The organism is Luteibaculum oceani (assembly GCF_007995015.1).
Lineage (GTDB): Bacteria > Bacteroidota > Bacteroidia > Flavobacteriales_D > Luteibaculaceae > Luteibaculum > Luteibaculum oceani.
This window is the reverse complement of record NZ_VORB01000001.1, coordinates 431,204-447,437: the sequence shown is the minus strand read 5'-3', so window position 1 is coordinate 447,437 and position 16,234 is coordinate 431,204. Positions and strand designations below refer to the sequence as shown.

The window sequence follows — 16,234 nt, the reverse complement described above, 5'->3', positions numbered from 1 at the left end:
ATTACTTTTACTTTACGTTGTTACTGATGTACTCAATAGCTTGACCAACCGTTGCGATTTTCTCAGCTTGGTCGTCTGGAATTGCGATGTTGAATTTCTTCTCGAACTCCATGATCAACTCAACTGTATCAAGTGAATCTGCACCGAGGTCGTTAGTAAAACTTGCCTCAGGAGTTACATCCCCCTCATCTACACCTAATTTGTCAACAATAATTGCTATTACCTCAGATTTAATGTCAGACATTGCCTTTCGAATTAAAATTTAGTAGCAGCAAATAAAGCACATCTACGATAAATATTCAAAGAAAATTACTCGTAAAACACCGAAACCTCTTTAAGTGGCTTCTTTTCTATCTTGGGAACAAGGGCCTCTTCGTGCGGATATCCCACTGGAATCAATAGAAACGGGCGTTCGTTTTCTGGTCTACCCAAAACTTCTTGTAAAAAGTTCATAGGGCTCGGAGTATGAGTTAAAGAGGCCAATCCCGCTTGATGAATGGCAGTCAGTAAAAACCCTACCGCAATTCCTACACTCTCATTTACGTAATAATTGCTTTTTCGGTAGTTGTGTTCGTCTTTATCGTATACCTTTTTAAATACAACAATAATATAAGGAGCTGCATCTATAAACTCTTTAATATGATTTGTTCCAAACGGCTCAACATCCTTTAGCCATTCCTCGCTCATTCTTCCATTGTATGAAAGGTACTCCTCTTGCTCGGCGCGTTTTCTTATTTCCCCTTTTAATTCAGGGTTGGATATAACGCAGAAAGTCCAGGGTTGTCGGTTAGCTCCAGATGGTGCTCCGTTTGCTACTTCTAGTATATTCTCAATTACCTCTTTGGGTACTTTTTTATTTGAAAACTGTCTTATACTCCTCCTTTCTGAAAGATCGGACTTAAACCTCTTAATGTTTTCTAGAAGTTGCTCGTGAGTATATCTTTCTCTTCCGTAAGGCACAAACGCTTCATTCTTGGTATCGTGGGTAATCATGGTATTTGTTTATGGGTTTAAAATAAAATAAACTCCTTTGCTTCCAATGCCCATGGGGTTTTGTATACATTTGATGTGAATTTTAAATTACAAGCTTTGCCACAATTGAATCTTGCCATTTTTGCTTCGGGGTCAGGAACCAATGCTGAGGCCATAATTAGCCACTTTAAAGGTCACTCTAAGATTCAGGTGAAGTTGGTTGTTACCAACAAAAAGGAAGCGGGGATTTGGAAGGTGGCTGACCGAAATCAGGTTCCGTGTTATCACGCCAAAAAAAGCACTCTTTATGAATCCAATGATATAGTTACTTTATTAAAAGAGAAGCATATAAATTGGATAATTCTAGCTGGGTTTTTACTGAAAATCCCAAAGAATATTTTGGAAGCCTACCCGAATGAGATTATAAATATCCACCCTGCCCTTTTACCCAAGTTTGGAGGTAAAGGTATGTACGGAATGCATGTGCACAAAGCGGTTGTGGAAGCAAACGAGAAAGAAACGGGAATTACCATTCACAAGGTAAATGAGAATTACGACGAGGGAGCAATTATTTCTCAATTCTCCACAGCAGTCCATCCCGATGATACCCCAGAGGATGTTCAGCAAAAAGTGCAGCAACTAGAGCACAAACACTTTCCAAGGGAAATAGAAAAACACCTCCTAAATCTATAGTATTGGCGCATCAGGTAATTGCATATACAGATGGCGCTTCAAGAGGAAACCCTGGCCCAGGTGGCTATGGAGCTGTTCTTATTAGCGGCAATAATCGCAAGGAGTTGTCCGAAGGGTTTATTAAAACCACCAATAACCGAATGGAACTATTGAGTGTTATAAAGGTTTTAGAAATTCTTAAATATCCTGGCACCTTGGTTACCATTTATTCCGATTCCAAATATGTTGTTGATGCTGTTGAAAAAGGATGGGTTTTTGGTTGGGAAAAAAAGTCCTTTGCCAAAAAAGCGAACCCCGATTTATGGAAACGATTTCTTGCAGCTTACCGAAAACACAAGGTTAAGTTAGTTTGGGTTAAGGGTCATGCTGGAATAAAAGAAAATGAACGCTGCGATTTTTTAGCAACCGATGCCGCCTTAAATAGAGCTACCAGTAAGGATCATGGCTTTGAAGAAAATAGCGAAAACGATGCAGCACTATTTTAAGTTTCTTCTATTTCTGTTCTGGGGTGCAACTATAACTGCCTCGGCCCAAGACAAAAAAGTAATAAGTGGTACGGTTACCGATGCCAACAGTGGGGAAAGCCTAGTTGGCGCAACCGTTTTTATTTCAGAATTAAAACTTGGTACCTCCACCAACGACTACGGCTATTTTTCAATAGAGTTAAATCCAGGTTCCTACACTTTAATCTTTAATTATGTCGGATACCAGTCTCAATCCTTACCCATAGATTTAACAGAAAACCTCAACAAAATAAAAATAGAATTGAGTCCTTCTGAAATTGGACTATCGGAAGTAGAAATTACCGCAGATCGAGATCAACAATCTCACGTTCGCGATGTACAGATGAGTTCGGTAAATCTCCCCATTGAACAAATAAAAAAGATACCTGCCTTTTTGGGTGAGGTAGATATTATTAAGGCCATTCAATTATTACCAGGAGTCGCTACCGCAGGAGAAGGTCATAGCGGTTTTTTTGTACGAGGAGGCTCCGCCGATCAAAACCTTATTTTATTGGATGAGGCTAATGTTTACAATGCCGCCCATCTTTTTGGATTTTTCTCTGTGTTTAACCCTGACGCTATTAAAGACGTACAACTGTATAAAGGAGGAATTCCCTCTCGGTATGGTGGAAGACTTGCCTCGGTATTGGACATTAAAATGAACGAGGGAAATCTCAAGCATTTTGAAGGTACAGGAGGGATAGGCCTTTTGAGCTCTCGTCTTACCCTTCAAGGCCCCATAAAGAAGGACAAAGCCTCATTTTTAGTTAGCGGCAGAAGAACCTATGCCGACCTCTTTTTAAAGCTGAGCAACAACGAAGCCCTCAATAACAACCAGTTGTATTTTTACGACTTTAATGTAAAATCCAACTATACGCTAGACGACAAAAACCGACTTTACCTTTCTGGATACTTTGGTAGAGATATTTTTGGGGTGCAGGACGGATTGGCAAAAATTGGTTGGGGAAACGCCACTGGTACGCTAAGATGGAATCACATTTTTAACCAAAAGCTGTTTGCCAACTTAACGGGTATTTACAGCAAATACGACTATAATCTAGGTTCAAAAGAAGGTTTAGAGACCTTCGACTGGACCTCTAGAATTGAGGACTTTAATCTTAAATACGATGTGGGTTACTACCAAAACCCAAAAAGTACTTGGCGTGTCGGAGCACAGGTCATCCATCATAATTTCCAACCCGGCGAAATTTCCATCAACCTCGATTCAACCCGATTCGATTACAAGTTGGACCGCACCAAGGCCATAGAAACAGGGATTTACATAGAACGAGAACAAGATATCAGCCCAAGATTAAAGGTAAAATACGGTCTACGGCACAGCGCACTATTAAATATAGGGAAGGGCGTATCGTATAACCTAAATGAGACTTACGAGGTTACCGACACCCTAAATCATCCTAAAGGAAAAATATACAACCGATATGGAGGGTTTGAACCAAGATTGGCAGCGAGATACAGCTTATCTGAAATAAGCTCCCTAAAATTTTCGTACAACAGAATGCGCCAGTATGCCCAATTGGCTTCGAATGCCACTGCATCTAGTCCACTTGATATTTGGTTTTTAGCATCGCCAAACGTAAAACCCCAATTAGCAGACCAGATCGCTATCGGGTATTTTTCGAGTTTTAGAAAATGGAAAATTGAATATTCTGCGGAGTTGTATTACAAGGATATGCGCAATGCCATCGACTTTAAAAATCAGGCGCAATTGTTGTTAAATAATCAGCTAGAAGCAGAACTGAGATTTGGTAGAGCACGGGCATATGGGCTTGAAGTTTTTGTAAAGAAAGACTGGGGTAAACTAAATGGTTTTCTTTCCTACACGCTATCTAGGACGGAGAAACTAATAGATGTTGACGAAACCTTGCCTGGCATTGAGATTTTCCCAGCGAAATATGATAAAACCCACGATATATCGCTGGTAGCAAGCTATCAGATTAACAAAAGAGTTAGCGTAGGGATGAACTTTGTATACGCAACCGGCCTAGCGGCAACCTTCCCCTCGGGTAAGTTTTTATATAAAGGTATAACCATTCCTACCTACACAAGTAGAAATGGCGGCAGATTTCCGGCCTACCACAGAATGGATTTCAGCTTAACATTGAAACCTAAGCAAAAGGAGAAACCCAAAAAGTATACCTCAGAATGGGTGTTTGGAGTTTATAATGTATACAACCGTCATAATACCTATACCATTAATTTTAAAGAAAGTAATAGCAACCCCAACCAATTGGTAGCCGAGAAATTTTACTTGTTTCCGGTATTGCCTTCGGTGACTTATAATTTTAAATTTTAGCGAAGATGAAAATACGCGTTTTACTGTCTTTCTTCCTTTGCTCTCTACTCTATTCTTGCACGGAGCCCATAGACTTAAGCTACATAGCTCAGGAAAACACACGGTTGGTGGTAGATGCCGAAATAGACAACACCACACTAAGAGATACCATTCGTCTTTCCCTTACATCCAACTTTTTTGATGAGATAAAAAACATTCCTGCAATCGGTGCTACAGTTATTATCCGAGATGACTCTAATCGCACCTTTACCTTTGATGAAAGCTCCCCTGGTATTTATATAAGCCCACTAAATTTTGTCGGGAAAGCGAACCACAACTATTATCTGGAAATAACCTACGAAGGCCAAGTGTACAGCGCTGTATCATTCTTAAATCCTCCCATAGCTATAGATACGCTAACCTGCAAGCGATTAGAAGACGGTGTTTTTACCACCAGGGAAGAAGTGGAAATAGGTATTTCCTTTCAAGATCCTCCTGGCAAAAGAAATTACTATTGGTTTATAGATTACGTAAATGGAGCCAACGAATACGAGAGCTTATTTGAATATGGCGCCCTTTTTAACGATGAATTTGTTAACGGGCTATATTTGAATAACATCACTTACGGCACCTTTGACCTAGATAGTGGTGACGTGCTGAAAATTGAATTGCGCACCATTAATAAACGGGAAGAAGAAATTTTAAGCGCCCTTGCCATTGAGTCTTTTGAAAGTGGAATTTTTGATGCACCTCCTAGCAATGTTCCAACGAATATTTCCAATGGTGCATTAGGAATTTTTGTAGCCTACGGAAGAACAGTTCGAGAAATTGAAATAAACAAATAAGATTATGCTGGTTTGGATATTTAAAATGCTTTTTAAACTGAATGGTTGGAAATTAAACAACAAGTTTCCCGAGGCATCTAAGCATTGTGTAATGGTTGGAGCACCTCATACCAGCAATTGGGACCTGGTATATACCGTTGCCAGTCTTAACCTTTTAAAAATCCCCCTGCGTTTTACTATAAAAAAGGAATGGTTAAAGCCTCCTTTTGGTTGGTTTGTTAAACCATTAGGGGCCATTGGAATAGACCGTAGCAAGGTTGGAAATCAAAAAGATGGTAAGGTGCAGCAGATTGCGGCACTTTTTGCTGAGCATCAGGAATTGGCTTTGGTTATTACCCCAGAGGGTACCCGATCTAGTTCTCCAAAAATTAAATCGGGGTTCTACCACATTGCAAAAGCAGCACAGGTTCCCATAGTTTTGGCTTATCTCGATTATAAAAACAAGGAAGCCGGCATAGGCAAACTGATTTATCCCAATCAAGATTACGAAACCACCTTGAAAGAAATGGCTAAATTTTACGCTACCATTCCAGCCAAATTCCCCGAAAACAACAGTTTTATTCCACTGGCTAATGATTAGGCTGCTTTTACTAAGTATCCTTGGCCTTATACTGTTGAGCTGCGATGCCCAGCAAATGATGTACAAAGGGGTGTCTTTAGTGGGAAGCGTTAAATTACCTTCTGATACGAGCTGGAAGGAAATTAAAATCCTTGGCGCCAATTCCATAACGCTAATGCCCTACAGTTATGCAAACGGTGAAACTGGAGAATTTAGATTTAATGAAGACTGGAAGTGGGATGGAGAATCATATGAAGGCATTGATTCCTGCATTAAGGCGGCAAAAAAATATGGATTAACCCCAATTGTTAAGCCACATTTATGGCTCAATCCTGGAGGGTTTACGGGACATCACCAATTTCCTAGCCCAGCAATTTGGGCCAAATGGTTTAACGATTACAAAAAGTACATTGTACAATTTGCAGAGCTTTCTGAAAAGCACAAACTTCCACTTTTTTGCCTTGCCAATGAAATGCAATCTCTTTGGCAAGAACACCCCGCGTATTTTGAAGATTTAATTGCGTCCTGCCGAGCAGTGTACTCCGGTAAACTCGTTTATGCATCCAACTGGGATGAATACAATCGTTTTCCCTACTGGCACTTGCTCGATTACATAGGTGTAAATGCTTATTTCCCGTTAGAATCTCCCTCCAAAGCTCCCACCAAATGGAAAGCTTACCACCAAACAATGAATTCGCTTTCTGACAGTTTGAACCTACCCGTAATCTTTACTGAAATAGGATATCGCAGTATAGAAAACCCTTGGGAAAAACCATGGGAGTCCTACACCGAAGTTCCATTCAATGGTGAAAGTCAGTCTCTGGCGTGGAACACTTTTTTTGAGGCACTGCAAGATCAAGATTACGTTGCTGGAGTTTTTGTATGGAAATGGTTTCCGAGGGTAAAAAATAAAGGCAAAAGTTTAGGCTTTTCTCCCCAGTATAAAAAAGCAGAAAACACTATAAAATTGTGGTTTCACAAACTGTAAGTTTCAAGTTGTGGCCCATTAAAATTTTCACACCCTTATTTAGAACGATTCAAATTTGATTATTTTTGTAGCATGAATCGGCTGAACATTGCTACCCAAAACCCTCTTCCTCCTTGCTTTTTGTGCGAGATTAGAGAATTATCTCTTAAGAAGAAGTGTTGTAAGAAATACAAAAAGGGTAAGCGTTGTAAGAGCTGTCCAAAGCGCTAGGCAAATTATCATTCTACAAGTACTAGATTTGCCAATTATTACACAGGATTAAATAAAATTATGAATAAAGAAATACTACCGGGTACCGGACTTGATGAGCTTAAGTTTGGTTTAACCAGAGAAGAAGTTAAGCAACAATTTGGCGAGCCAGATGAAATTGAGCAATACGCCGATGAGGATACCGACGAAGTTCTTAACGAAGCCTGGCACTACGACAATCTAGAGCTATCTATTTCATTCGACAAGGATGAAAATTGGAAAATGAGCACTATTTCGGTAAGTGATGCTTCCTTTAAGTTAGCTGGAAAAGAAGTAATCGGACTAACTAAAGAAGAGTTAGACGAATTTATTTCTGCTAACAACTTTGGAAGTGGCGAAATGGAAGAATGGAGCATTGATGATGAGGAAACTCAGCACGTGCTTACAATAGACGAAAAGAGCATCAACTTTTGGTTTAACCAAGGGAAAGTTTCAGAAATACAATGGGGGCCATTGTACGACAACGACGACAATACCATCTGGCCTAACTAATTACCAGAAAAACAAAATTCAAAAGCGGCAAAAGCCGCTTTTTTCGTTTTTTAGTGTACCAACTTAAAACCATGCGTTGCCTTTTTTTCCTAATCGTCTTTTTCCTTCAACTTGTTTGCTTTGCCCAAACACGATTGGTTTGGACAGGATCCGCATCTAAAGAATTTCTCAACCCCAATAATTGGAACCCCTCTAAAGTTCCCAACGAACTTGATACGCTATTTGTAAAACTTGCCTCCGACACCATAATTGTTTCCCAAAACATTAAGGTTGCCAAACTGGATTTATTAGATGGTACCCTAATTTTCTCCGCAGACAGTATTAAAGCCTCATATCTAAACGTTAAGAATAGTATAATCCTGGGAAGTGCGTTTGCCGTTGAGGCCGAGGAAATTTATTTCGGCTTAGTTAATAAACCACTAGAAATAAACCAAGCCGTTGACTTAAAGGGAAACAAGATTAAAATCTCCGGTTGCCATTTTAAAAATCCACTTGTTTTAACCAAAACAGGGGATGAAAACGACTTTAATGGAGGAGGTAATAATTTTGACCAACCCCTGTCTATTAATTTGCTGGGTAATGGCGGTTTTACTCTAGGGGGAAGCGAATCGGATACTTTCAAATCCAAGGTAACTCTATTTGTGCCTAATGGAGCAAATATGCAGTTTGCTTTTAAAGGCAACCAAACAGTTTTTAAAGACACCCTAGAAATAGTTAGGCTAAACGGAGGATTCAAAACTGGACAGGGTAATGGCAAAAGTATTTTTCTTCCATCTGCTCCTATTGTATTTCAAACCAATGCATTTGAAAGTGGAGACTTTTGGTTAAAAAACACGGAGATCCAGTCCATCCAACCTCTAAATGTGCAAGCAACCGGCTCTTCGAAAGTCATTATAGAAAGAAACAGTAGTTTTTCTGGCCCAGTTTCTATTCAGGCAACTTCTGCAAGAATAGATTCCAGTACTTTTTACAAAGCATTTGACCTTGTAAAAGAAGGAGAAAGTAGCGATGTGGCCAATGGCGGTAACAACTTTTTCGGTCCAGCCTCTATTACAACAAGCGGGAAAGGGTTCTACCTTACTGGAAATAAATACCCAGATAGATTTCATAAAAAGCTTAGCTGTTTTAGCCAAGATTCTGGATTTATTCTAATGGCCCATGCCAGCAGCAACAACGAGTTTTTCGATACCGTAGAGGTAAAATCAGCTATCGCAGGTGGGGTGCGTTTTGGATTTAAAGAAGGAAGTTCGCTTTTCAATTCAGCATCCACACTCTTATGCGATTCATCGTTCTTTACTGGAGGGACTCTATCTCTAAAAAATGTACGTTTTATTTCCGATAATACCCTCAACCTTTCTCAAAGCGGCGAAGCGGTTATTCATATTGAACCCGGGTGTTATTTTAAGAAAGAGGTCGGGATAAAAACCTGGAGCGTTAAGGTGGATAGTTCCATTTTTCAGGCACCGTTGAAAATTGAAAAGCTGGGAAATAAAGCAGATACCTGGGCGGGAGGAAATAGGATAAATGATAGCCTTAAGGTCCATCTGAAAGGCAAAGGCTCATTGTTTTTAGGGGGAACCTACCCCGATTCATTGTTGGGTCCTTGTTCTATTATTCTAGACACAAACTCCACCATATATTTTGGCCACAGCTCATATAATAATTACTATTCCAAACCCTTTAATTTCTCATTTATAGATAAAGGATCTATCCGATTTGGGGAAGGTGGGGGAACCAGTTACTTCGCAGAAGAATTTTCAATTTCCGAATTGAACCCCAGCACCCAGCTATCTGTATTGTCTTTTGATTCTTGCCACTTCAATCTACCCGATACCCTTTATTTAGATTTTGCAAGAACAAACTTCTCCGTGGAAATATCGGGATCGCAGCTTAATTCTCCAGCAGTAATTAATGCAGGAAAAATCATCATCAACGGCTCCACTTTCCACGAAGCTATTAGGGTGCAAAAAATTGGGTCGGGTTTTGATAATTGGTTCGGAGGAAACAACTTCAACGGTCTTGAACTGGTAAATAATTCATCTGGGTTTTTAACGCTGTCTACTAAACATCCAGATGTTTACCAAAAACACCTAAAGGTTCACAACAAAGGAATTGGAGCTATAAATCTATGGCAAAAAGACAGTGCTTTTTTTAAAGCTTGTGCTGTGGAACTTAGAGTTTTTAGGGGAAAAATAGCGGGAGGATTAAACACAGGTAAAGCCAACTTCGATGAAATTTCAACCTTATACATTTATCCTCAAGGTGTTACCGAAACCGTAACGCTCGATTTAAACTCAATTAATTATCTAAACCAAAACCCACTTGTTCTAGACATCCCCTCAAGTTGCGTTTTCAAATTAGATTCTAGTTCCATACACTGTCCACTTAGTATTATTGGGGAGGATTTATATCTCGACCGCACAAACTTTTTTCAGCCTGTTCAAATTCAAAAAACAGGAGGGTCAAACAACATATCTGAAGGGGGTAACACCTTTTTCAAAACTCTCGTTCTAGAAAACCTCTCCTCCGCTAATTTCAGTTCAGGAAGTCAATTACCTGATATCTTTTTGGACAGTCTCCATTTATTGAATCGCAATTACGGAGCCATTTCCATGGGCTATAATTCTGACACCAACAAGTATTATGGACCGGTTATTATTGAGTCCGACACCGGGGCAATAATCTTTGGCCAGGAAAGCGCAACTAATAAGTTTTATAATACCATAAAAATTGATACTCTAAAATTTCGTAACACCCGATTACAACTTAAAAATTGCATTTTTGAGGACGACCAAAAAAGCCTGATTCTAGATCATAAAAGCAGGATTATTCTTGGGCCCAACACACTATTTGAGGACAGCATTTCTGTTATAGCTGGTGGAATAAATTTAGAGGGTACGCGCTTTAAGGGTGTAGCTGAATTAACCAAAACAGGGACATTGTCCGACGCTGGAAGAAATCAGTCGGTGTTTGAAAAAGAGGTATACCTGGATGTAATATCAAGGGGGAACTTGCAACTTTCATTCAGGGATTCGGGCGATGTATTTCTCGATAAAATTTATTTACGCGCTCAAAAGGGAACTATAAAGTTTGGTAGCCAAGGTGGGAAAACCTTATTTAACCATAGAAACCCCGTATTAATCGATGTCGCCAAACCCTTTAGGGGAGAGGTCATTTTTGGTCATTGCACTTTTAAATCGGGCTTTGATTTTGGCCTAGGGCAGAATAACCAACAGCGCGTGGTGTTTGGACCCAATGCTACTATAAAAGACACCCTATTCTTAAAATGTGGTGAAATAGGAACAATAAATTCCAGCTTTGCGCGACCCGTACATTTTCAAGTAACCAGTAACGAGTACCAAATATCAGATGGTGGTTCGATATTTAAAGATTCTACGCACTTTGAGCATTTGGGAAATAATTTTTGGTTAACCAATTCCAACACCTATGAGGGGCCTGTGCTTTTTACGGTTCATAGTGCCAATGCAACGCTAGCAGCGGGTAATATTACCACAAGCAACAATATTTATTTCCAAAATTATAGTCCTGGAGGATTCGGTATTGTAACGGAGCAGGTCACTTTCCAGGGTGACCAAAACCCAAAACTCGTTAACCTTATAGATAGTATCCAGCCGCTAAAACGGTTGGAACTAAATTTAACTTCGGGAAAGGTGATTGTTGATGGTGCCTTTGAAGTGGAGAAATTCTTGAGTTTAAAATCGGGAGTTTTATCTTTTACATCTATCCCCATCCAACTGGGTCCAACTGCAAACACCTCTGGTGGAAATCAAAACGCATATATAGAACAAGCCGTAATAAAAAAAGGGGGCTTAGAATTTACTTTACCCCTGGGTGCTCAGGGACAATATGCGCCTGTGGGAATTATCCGCAACCAAAATACAGGGTCTAGGGTTGAAGTAAGTTATTTCCAAAACGACTTTTTGGATGATTTCCCCAACGAACAACTTCCTTCTAAAATAGACTTTTTAAGTCGCTGCGGATATTGGTTTATTTCCAATCCTTTTAATGAAATCATTGCTCCTATTGTCTATGCTCCTAGAGATAGCAACTGTTATCCACTTGCTGCCGAAGAAGTAACCCCTATTGTATACAAAGAAGGTAAGTATTACGATCTTCCAAATAGCCAACTTATTCCAAGCACAGAATTTTATGTAAGCGAGGCCGATTCAGCAGTACAAGAGAATTTCATTTTGCTTTTGGGCGCTACCAATAATTTCAGGCCCTTTGCTTTTCCCCTTTTGGAGTTTGAAATAATTCAGCCAACAGAAAATGTAGCATTGCTAAATTTTAAAACCCAATTTGAGAAAAACAACAAGTTATTTGAAATACAATTGAACCATAATAACAGTGGTTTTAAACCAATTGGTTCCATAATAGCAGGGCCTAATCCTAACCAGGAGCAAACCTATCAGTTTATTGACACTCTAATGGGCACCGGAGTTTATCAATACAGAATACGCCAGGAAAGCATATATGGAGTAAGTTCCTATAGCCCAATACGAGTTTTAAACCTTTCGGGAACTGGAGATTATCAGTTTTTCCCCAATCCATTTACCCGATCTGGAGCTCGCTTAGAGGTGCTGAATAACTTTGAAGGTGAGATAAATTTCACCCTTTTCGACATGTACGGAAAAGTATATGAATCAACCACTTTTGTGAAGGGGGAAAACCCTCTTCGACTTCGCGTATTCGAAAACAACGACTTAAAGCGAGGAGTTTATTTCGTTGAGGTTGAAGCTCCTTTTGAGAATAGGATTATACGAGTGGTAAGGGAGTAGGTTTAGTTAAAAATTATGCGCAACATAAATTGAGCATATTTTCCCTTTGCTGCATTTTCTTTAATGTTTTCGGAGCTAAAATCTTCTGGTCGGAATTTACCAGAGTTGGTAATTGCAAAAGAATAACGCAAACCGAAATCCATTTTGGGTAAAATCTTAAAATACAATCCCGCCAAAGCACTTACCTCATAATCTTTAAACTCATTATTGTAAAATTCCTTTGCCGCAACGGCAGGATCTGAGGTGCTATACTCCTGGGTAAGTTTAGTGCTAAATTCTGGTCCAAAAGCAAGAGTAAAGATTCTTAAAAAATGTAGGTTAGCCAATACAGGAACAGAGGCATAGCCTGTTTTGCTTTTAAAATCTACACCTTGATATGTTACTTTACCTCCTTTTACAAGATAGCTAGGCTCTATTGACACACCAAAAACAGGTGTAAAGGTTCTCTCTAGATAGATATTACCCGAATATCCAATATCGTATTTAGATTCAAAATAGCTTTCGTCTTCGTAAAAATATCTATTTACCAAACCACTTGCTCCAATACCAACCTTCCACTGGGCCGAACAGACAATTGGAAAAGACAAAAGAAGGAGAAGAATGAACTTTTTCATGGTAATTGGATTTAGGATACAAATCTATAACTAATAAATCGCACTATAATTATGCCAATATCTTGGCAACTAATTTTTTAGCCGCATTTTGATTTAAACGAAACCAAAGTTCCGGTTCAATTAACTCTAACTCTGTTAAACAGAAATTACCCTGGTTATCAATGCAAACATCCACACGAGCATAGAGGCTGGATTTTGGATTAAGATTAATAACCTTGTCGCCAAACTCCTTTAGCTCAGGGCTTGGCTCCACCAAATGTATGCTTCCTCCAAAATCATCCTGAACTCGGAAATCCCCAGCTTTAGCCTTCTTTAAAATGCAATGGGTTAGGTCTCCATTTATATATACCAACGAATATTCCCCGTGGCTTTCCACACTATCTAAAAACTCCTGTAATAGGAAATCTTCTTCCGCCAAAAGGGTTTCAATTTCTCCACTTAGCGGCTGGAATTTGGATAATTTAAAGGTGTTCTTAGCTGCTCCTGCAATTGTTGGCTTTAGGATAAAATATTCTCCGGGAAAAGATTTTATTTGGTTTTTAAGCAACCGATTAGATCCTTTTTCCAATAAAACAGTCTGCGGAATGGAGATTCCCAGTTGTTGCAAATCGAATAGGTATCGCTTATCCATATTCCACAAAATTGTTTCAGTTGGATTTACGATACGAGCAGCACCATCAATACTTTGCAACCAATTAGTGAATTCTTGATGCCTATAAAAGTAATCCCATGTGCTACGTATCAGAACTAGGTCAAATTGAGTCCAATCAACCTCGGGGTTAGACCACGAAACCCGCTTCACCAAGCAGTGTTGTTGTTCGAATTCAACCTGAAGTGCCCGCTCTTCTTTTAAAATATTTTCGTGGTATGGATTGCCCTCAATTATTTCTTGGTACCTGTCCTCAGTAACTATTGCTATTTGCTTCATTAATATTTTTTAAAAGCTTAACATTACGATGAATCAATAATAAGCCTAAATTGGACTGAACCAAAAAATCACCCTACAATGAAAAAGCTACTAACAGCAGTAATTTTACTAGCAAGCACAAGTGCTTTTGCCCAGTTAAGTCAAGGTAATTTGTTTTTAACGGGAACTGCAGGAATTTCGAATTCCTCCGGGGAGTTTGATGATGGCACCAGTACAACTGAGTTAGACAACATCAAAAACTCTCGCTTTGGAGTTGGTGCCGGATACATGTTGTCGGATCAATTCGCTGTAATAGGTGGATTTACGATGACTTCAACTGTAGTTGAGGATCCAACTGATAATACAGAAAGTAGAACTAAGGGAAATTCCTTTTTCGTAGGAGCCAGAAGGTACTCTTCTATAGGAAATCACCTTTATTTATTTGGAGAACTTGCTGTAGGAGCGTTTGGGTCTCAATCAGAAACGGAAACTCCAACAGCAACTTTAAAAGGTGATAAAGTATCTGGGTTTTTCACGACACTTTCACCTGGATTAACCTTTTTCCCTACCGAAACTCATCGTATTGCACTCGATGTTACTGTTGGTAGCTTAGGATACACCTCTAGAACGGTTACGGATAGATCAACTGATCCAGCTGAAGAAAGTTCTAGAAATACCTTCGATTTTGGAATAGATCTTACCAGTGTAACTTTTGGAATTCAAGTATTTTTTAATGCAGGAGGAAACTCTAGCAACTAGTAATAAACAAAAAGGGGAGCAAGACTCCCCTTTTTATTCTATTGTTTAGCAACTTAATGGTTGCTAAAAATTTATTCGCGATAACATTTCGAGGGTTTCCTCATCGAGAATTTCTTCCACCGATTTAGACTCCTTCGGTTTGGATTCTGGATCCTTTACCTCTGCCTCACTAATTTCTTGAACCGTGGTTTCTTCAGACACCAACCCATTTGGTTTTTCCTTCTCCACTACCTTTTTCGGCCATTTGGTAATTTTCATTTCAGGTTGGCTTTCCTCCTTCCTACTTATCCTAACTTTCACCAAAACAGGTTCACTTGTAAATTGCCCGTCAGAAAGCTGAATCTCAAGGTTATACTCTGAATTAAAGGTGCTTTCGAAAAGTATTTTTGAAACTATTAAGTTGCCCTTTTTGCTTATCGTAAACCCATTAAATTCATTACCCGAAATAATAGACCACCGCCCAGTTGTGGATATAGGACTATCCCCATCTTCTGCTTGCAAATTACAGATGGTTAATTGATTGGGTAGAGATTCTGAATATTGCGGTATTTCTACTTCACAAGATTGATCTGCCAATACAATTGGAGCCTGGTCATTAACCTCTAAAAGCTCTACTGCAATGGAAAAGGTTTTGCTCTGAAGCCCGTTTTTAAAATGGACATCGAATTCAACCTGCTGGGCATATTTTTCACAATCGAAATACTGCTGATCTACCACCCGTATAGTAAGATCTGTATTATCGTAAAAAACCGGAAGCAGAATATTAGAACTAAAATTATTTGAAGATGGTGCCAACTGCACTTTGCCCTCTCTCCAGGAGATATCCGAGGCAATTTCCTTCAGTTCTATAAGCTTGGCTCCGGCCTCTAAACCTTCATACACTTCAACCACTTTCGCAGACGATTGCTTGGTGAGTTTTGGCACCGTCTCGGTTACCAATGAAGTAGTAGCCATTTTTAAGTCCTCGAGCTCCAAGGCCTGAAAAACACCGGTAAATTCATCAAGAACCAACTCCACCATATCGTAAGACTCAATGGTTAATTGATCTATATAATTACCTGAGGAATTTAGGTGCTCGCCCGTGGAAAATTTATTAATCGTTTTGGCAAAAACTTCTTTTTCATCTCGAAACCCTTTTATAACAACCGTCTCTCCACCTGGCTTTATAAAGAGATTATTTAATTGAAAGGGATGCTTTTCTACCGCTTCTATTCTTATTTTTTCAGGATCTAAACTTCCAATGGAGAGGGAGGTGGCCACCAAAGCCGCATCGTAATTTGCTCCTTGATTGGGACTGATATAAAAATTTCCCCCATCCCCATTATTAGTAAACTCGAATAAAAATTTCACCCCGTCTATCTCTTCAATTAACTGAGATACAGGTACAGATGCCTTCTCACTATCAAATCCATACCTAAAATCTTCGGCAAATGTCGATGAAGCGAGAAAAATGAAAAGCAGTATGGGGACTAAGATTCTCATTCTCAATGCAAAACTACGATATCCAAATAGATTTGGATGTAGTAATTAGCGCTTTCTGAGAAGATTTAGCTCATCT

Annotated in this window: 14 protein-coding genes; 9 read left to right on the top strand and 5 right to left on the bottom strand. The window is 39.3% G+C overall.

What is annotated here, in order from left to right:
* Positions 1-7: 7 nt before the first annotated feature.
* Positions 8-244, bottom strand: coding sequence for an acyl carrier protein (locus tag FRX97_RS01910; protein WP_147012810.1), 237 nt, complete (start codon positions 242-244; stop codon positions 8-10).
* Positions 245-309: 65 nt separating this feature from the next.
* Positions 310-993 (bottom strand): nitroreductase family protein, encoded by a 684-nt coding sequence (locus FRX97_RS01905; protein WP_147012808.1) that lies wholly within the window; start codon positions 991-993, stop codon positions 310-312.
* A 75-nt stretch (positions 994-1,068) separates the two neighbouring features.
* On the opposite strand from FRX97_RS01905, the gene purN reads away from it, so the two are divergent.
* From purN to FRX97_RS01865, 8 genes are all read left to right on the top strand, one after another.
* Entirely contained in the window at positions 1,069-1,665 is a 597-nt protein-coding gene (purN, locus tag FRX97_RS01900) for a phosphoribosylglycinamide formyltransferase (protein ID WP_147012806.1), read from the top strand.
* 2 nt (positions 1,666-1,667) lie between these two features.
* Entirely contained in the window at positions 1,668-2,150 is a 483-nt protein-coding gene (gene rnhA / locus FRX97_RS01895; RefSeq protein ID WP_147012804.1) for a ribonuclease HI, read from the top strand.
* Positions 2,134-4,485, top strand: a complete 2,352-nt coding sequence (locus tag FRX97_RS01890; RefSeq protein WP_170226985.1) for a TonB-dependent receptor — start codon at positions 2,134-2,136, stop codon at positions 4,483-4,485. The genes rnhA and FRX97_RS01890 overlap by 17 nt, the downstream gene beginning before the upstream one ends.
* A gap of 5 nt (positions 4,486-4,490) precedes the next feature.
* A complete protein-coding gene (locus FRX97_RS01885) occupies positions 4,491-5,309 on the top strand; it encodes a DUF4249 domain-containing protein (protein WP_147012800.1) in 819 nt (272 codons plus the stop codon).
* Between the two features lie 4 nt (positions 5,310-5,313).
* A complete protein-coding gene (locus tag FRX97_RS01880) occupies positions 5,314-5,889 on the top strand; it encodes a 1-acyl-sn-glycerol-3-phosphate acyltransferase (protein ID WP_147012798.1) in 576 nt (191 codons plus the stop codon).
* Entirely contained in the window at positions 5,882-6,856 is a 975-nt protein-coding gene (locus tag FRX97_RS01875) for a glycoside hydrolase family 113 (RefSeq protein ID WP_147012796.1), read from the top strand. Before FRX97_RS01880 ends, FRX97_RS01875 begins: the two co-directional genes overlap by 8 nt.
* Before the next feature lie 270 nt (positions 6,857-7,126).
* Positions 7,127-7,597 (top strand): hypothetical protein, encoded by a 471-nt coding sequence (locus FRX97_RS01870; RefSeq protein WP_147012794.1) that lies wholly within the window; start codon positions 7,127-7,129, stop codon positions 7,595-7,597.
* Between the two features lie 71 nt (positions 7,598-7,668).
* Positions 7,669-12,396 (top strand): T9SS type A sorting domain-containing protein, encoded by a 4,728-nt coding sequence (locus FRX97_RS01865; protein WP_147012792.1) that lies wholly within the window; start codon positions 7,669-7,671, stop codon positions 12,394-12,396.
* A gap of 2 nt (positions 12,397-12,398) precedes the next feature.
* Here FRX97_RS01865 and FRX97_RS01860 read toward each other — a convergent pair whose 3' ends face one another.
* Together FRX97_RS01860 and FRX97_RS01855 are read right to left on the bottom strand one after the other, a co-directional pair.
* Positions 12,399-13,010, bottom strand: coding sequence for an outer membrane beta-barrel protein (locus tag FRX97_RS01860; RefSeq protein ID WP_147012790.1), 612 nt, complete (start codon positions 13,008-13,010; stop codon positions 12,399-12,401).
* 49 nt (positions 13,011-13,059) lie between these two features.
* Entirely contained in the window at positions 13,060-13,938 is an 879-nt protein-coding gene (locus FRX97_RS01855; RefSeq protein WP_147012788.1) for an ATP-grasp domain-containing protein, read from the bottom strand.
* 78 nt (positions 13,939-14,016) lie between these two features.
* Here FRX97_RS01855 and FRX97_RS01850 point away from each other — a divergent pair, with 78 nt between their 5' ends.
* The gene (locus tag FRX97_RS01850) at positions 14,017-14,676 is read left to right on the top strand and encodes an outer membrane beta-barrel protein (protein WP_147012786.1); all 660 of its coding nucleotides are present in this window, start codon (positions 14,017-14,019) and stop codon (positions 14,674-14,676) included.
* Between the two features lie 63 nt (positions 14,677-14,739).
* Here FRX97_RS01850 and FRX97_RS01845 read toward each other — a convergent pair whose 3' ends face one another.
* Positions 14,740-16,158: a cadherin repeat domain-containing protein gene (locus tag FRX97_RS01845; RefSeq protein WP_147012784.1), complete on the bottom strand. Its 1,419-nt coding sequence runs from the start codon at positions 16,156-16,158 to the stop codon at positions 14,740-14,742.
* Positions 16,159-16,234 lie beyond the last annotated feature (76 nt).

Bases quoted from the DNA above. Each gene is read 5' to 3' on its own strand.
- FRX97_RS01910 (WP_147012810.1), bottom strand. From the start codon at position 244: ATGTCTGACATTAAATCTGAGGTAATAGCAATTATTGTTGACAAATTA.
- FRX97_RS01905 (WP_147012808.1), bottom strand. From the start codon at position 993: ATGATTACCCACGATACCAAGAATGAAGCGTTTGTGCCTTACGGAAGA.
- FRX97_RS01890 (WP_170226985.1), top strand. From the start codon at position 2,134: ATGCAGCACTATTTTAAGTTTCTTCTATTTCTGTTCTGGGGTGCAACT.
- FRX97_RS01885 (WP_147012800.1), top strand. From the start codon at position 4,491: ATGAAAATACGCGTTTTACTGTCTTTCTTCCTTTGCTCTCTACTCTAT.
- FRX97_RS01880 (WP_147012798.1), top strand. From the start codon at position 5,314: ATGCTGGTTTGGATATTTAAAATGCTTTTTAAACTGAATGGTTGGAAA.
- FRX97_RS01875 (WP_147012796.1), top strand. From the start codon at position 5,882: ATGATTAGGCTGCTTTTACTAAGTATCCTTGGCCTTATACTGTTGAGC.
- FRX97_RS01870 (WP_147012794.1), top strand. From the start codon at position 7,127: ATGAATAAAGAAATACTACCGGGTACCGGACTTGATGAGCTTAAGTTT.
- FRX97_RS01865 (WP_147012792.1), top strand. From the start codon at position 7,669: ATGCGTTGCCTTTTTTTCCTAATCGTCTTTTTCCTTCAACTTGTTTGC.
- FRX97_RS01860 (WP_147012790.1), bottom strand. From the start codon at position 13,010: ATGAAAAAGTTCATTCTTCTCCTTCTTTTGTCTTTTCCAATTGTCTGT.
- FRX97_RS01855 (WP_147012788.1), bottom strand. From the start codon at position 13,938: ATGAAGCAAATAGCAATAGTTACTGAGGACAGGTACCAAGAAATAATT.
- FRX97_RS01850 (WP_147012786.1), top strand. From the start codon at position 14,017: ATGAAAAAGCTACTAACAGCAGTAATTTTACTAGCAAGCACAAGTGCT.
- FRX97_RS01845 (WP_147012784.1), bottom strand. From the start codon at position 16,158: ATGAGAATCTTAGTCCCCATACTGCTTTTCATTTTTCTCGCTTCATCG.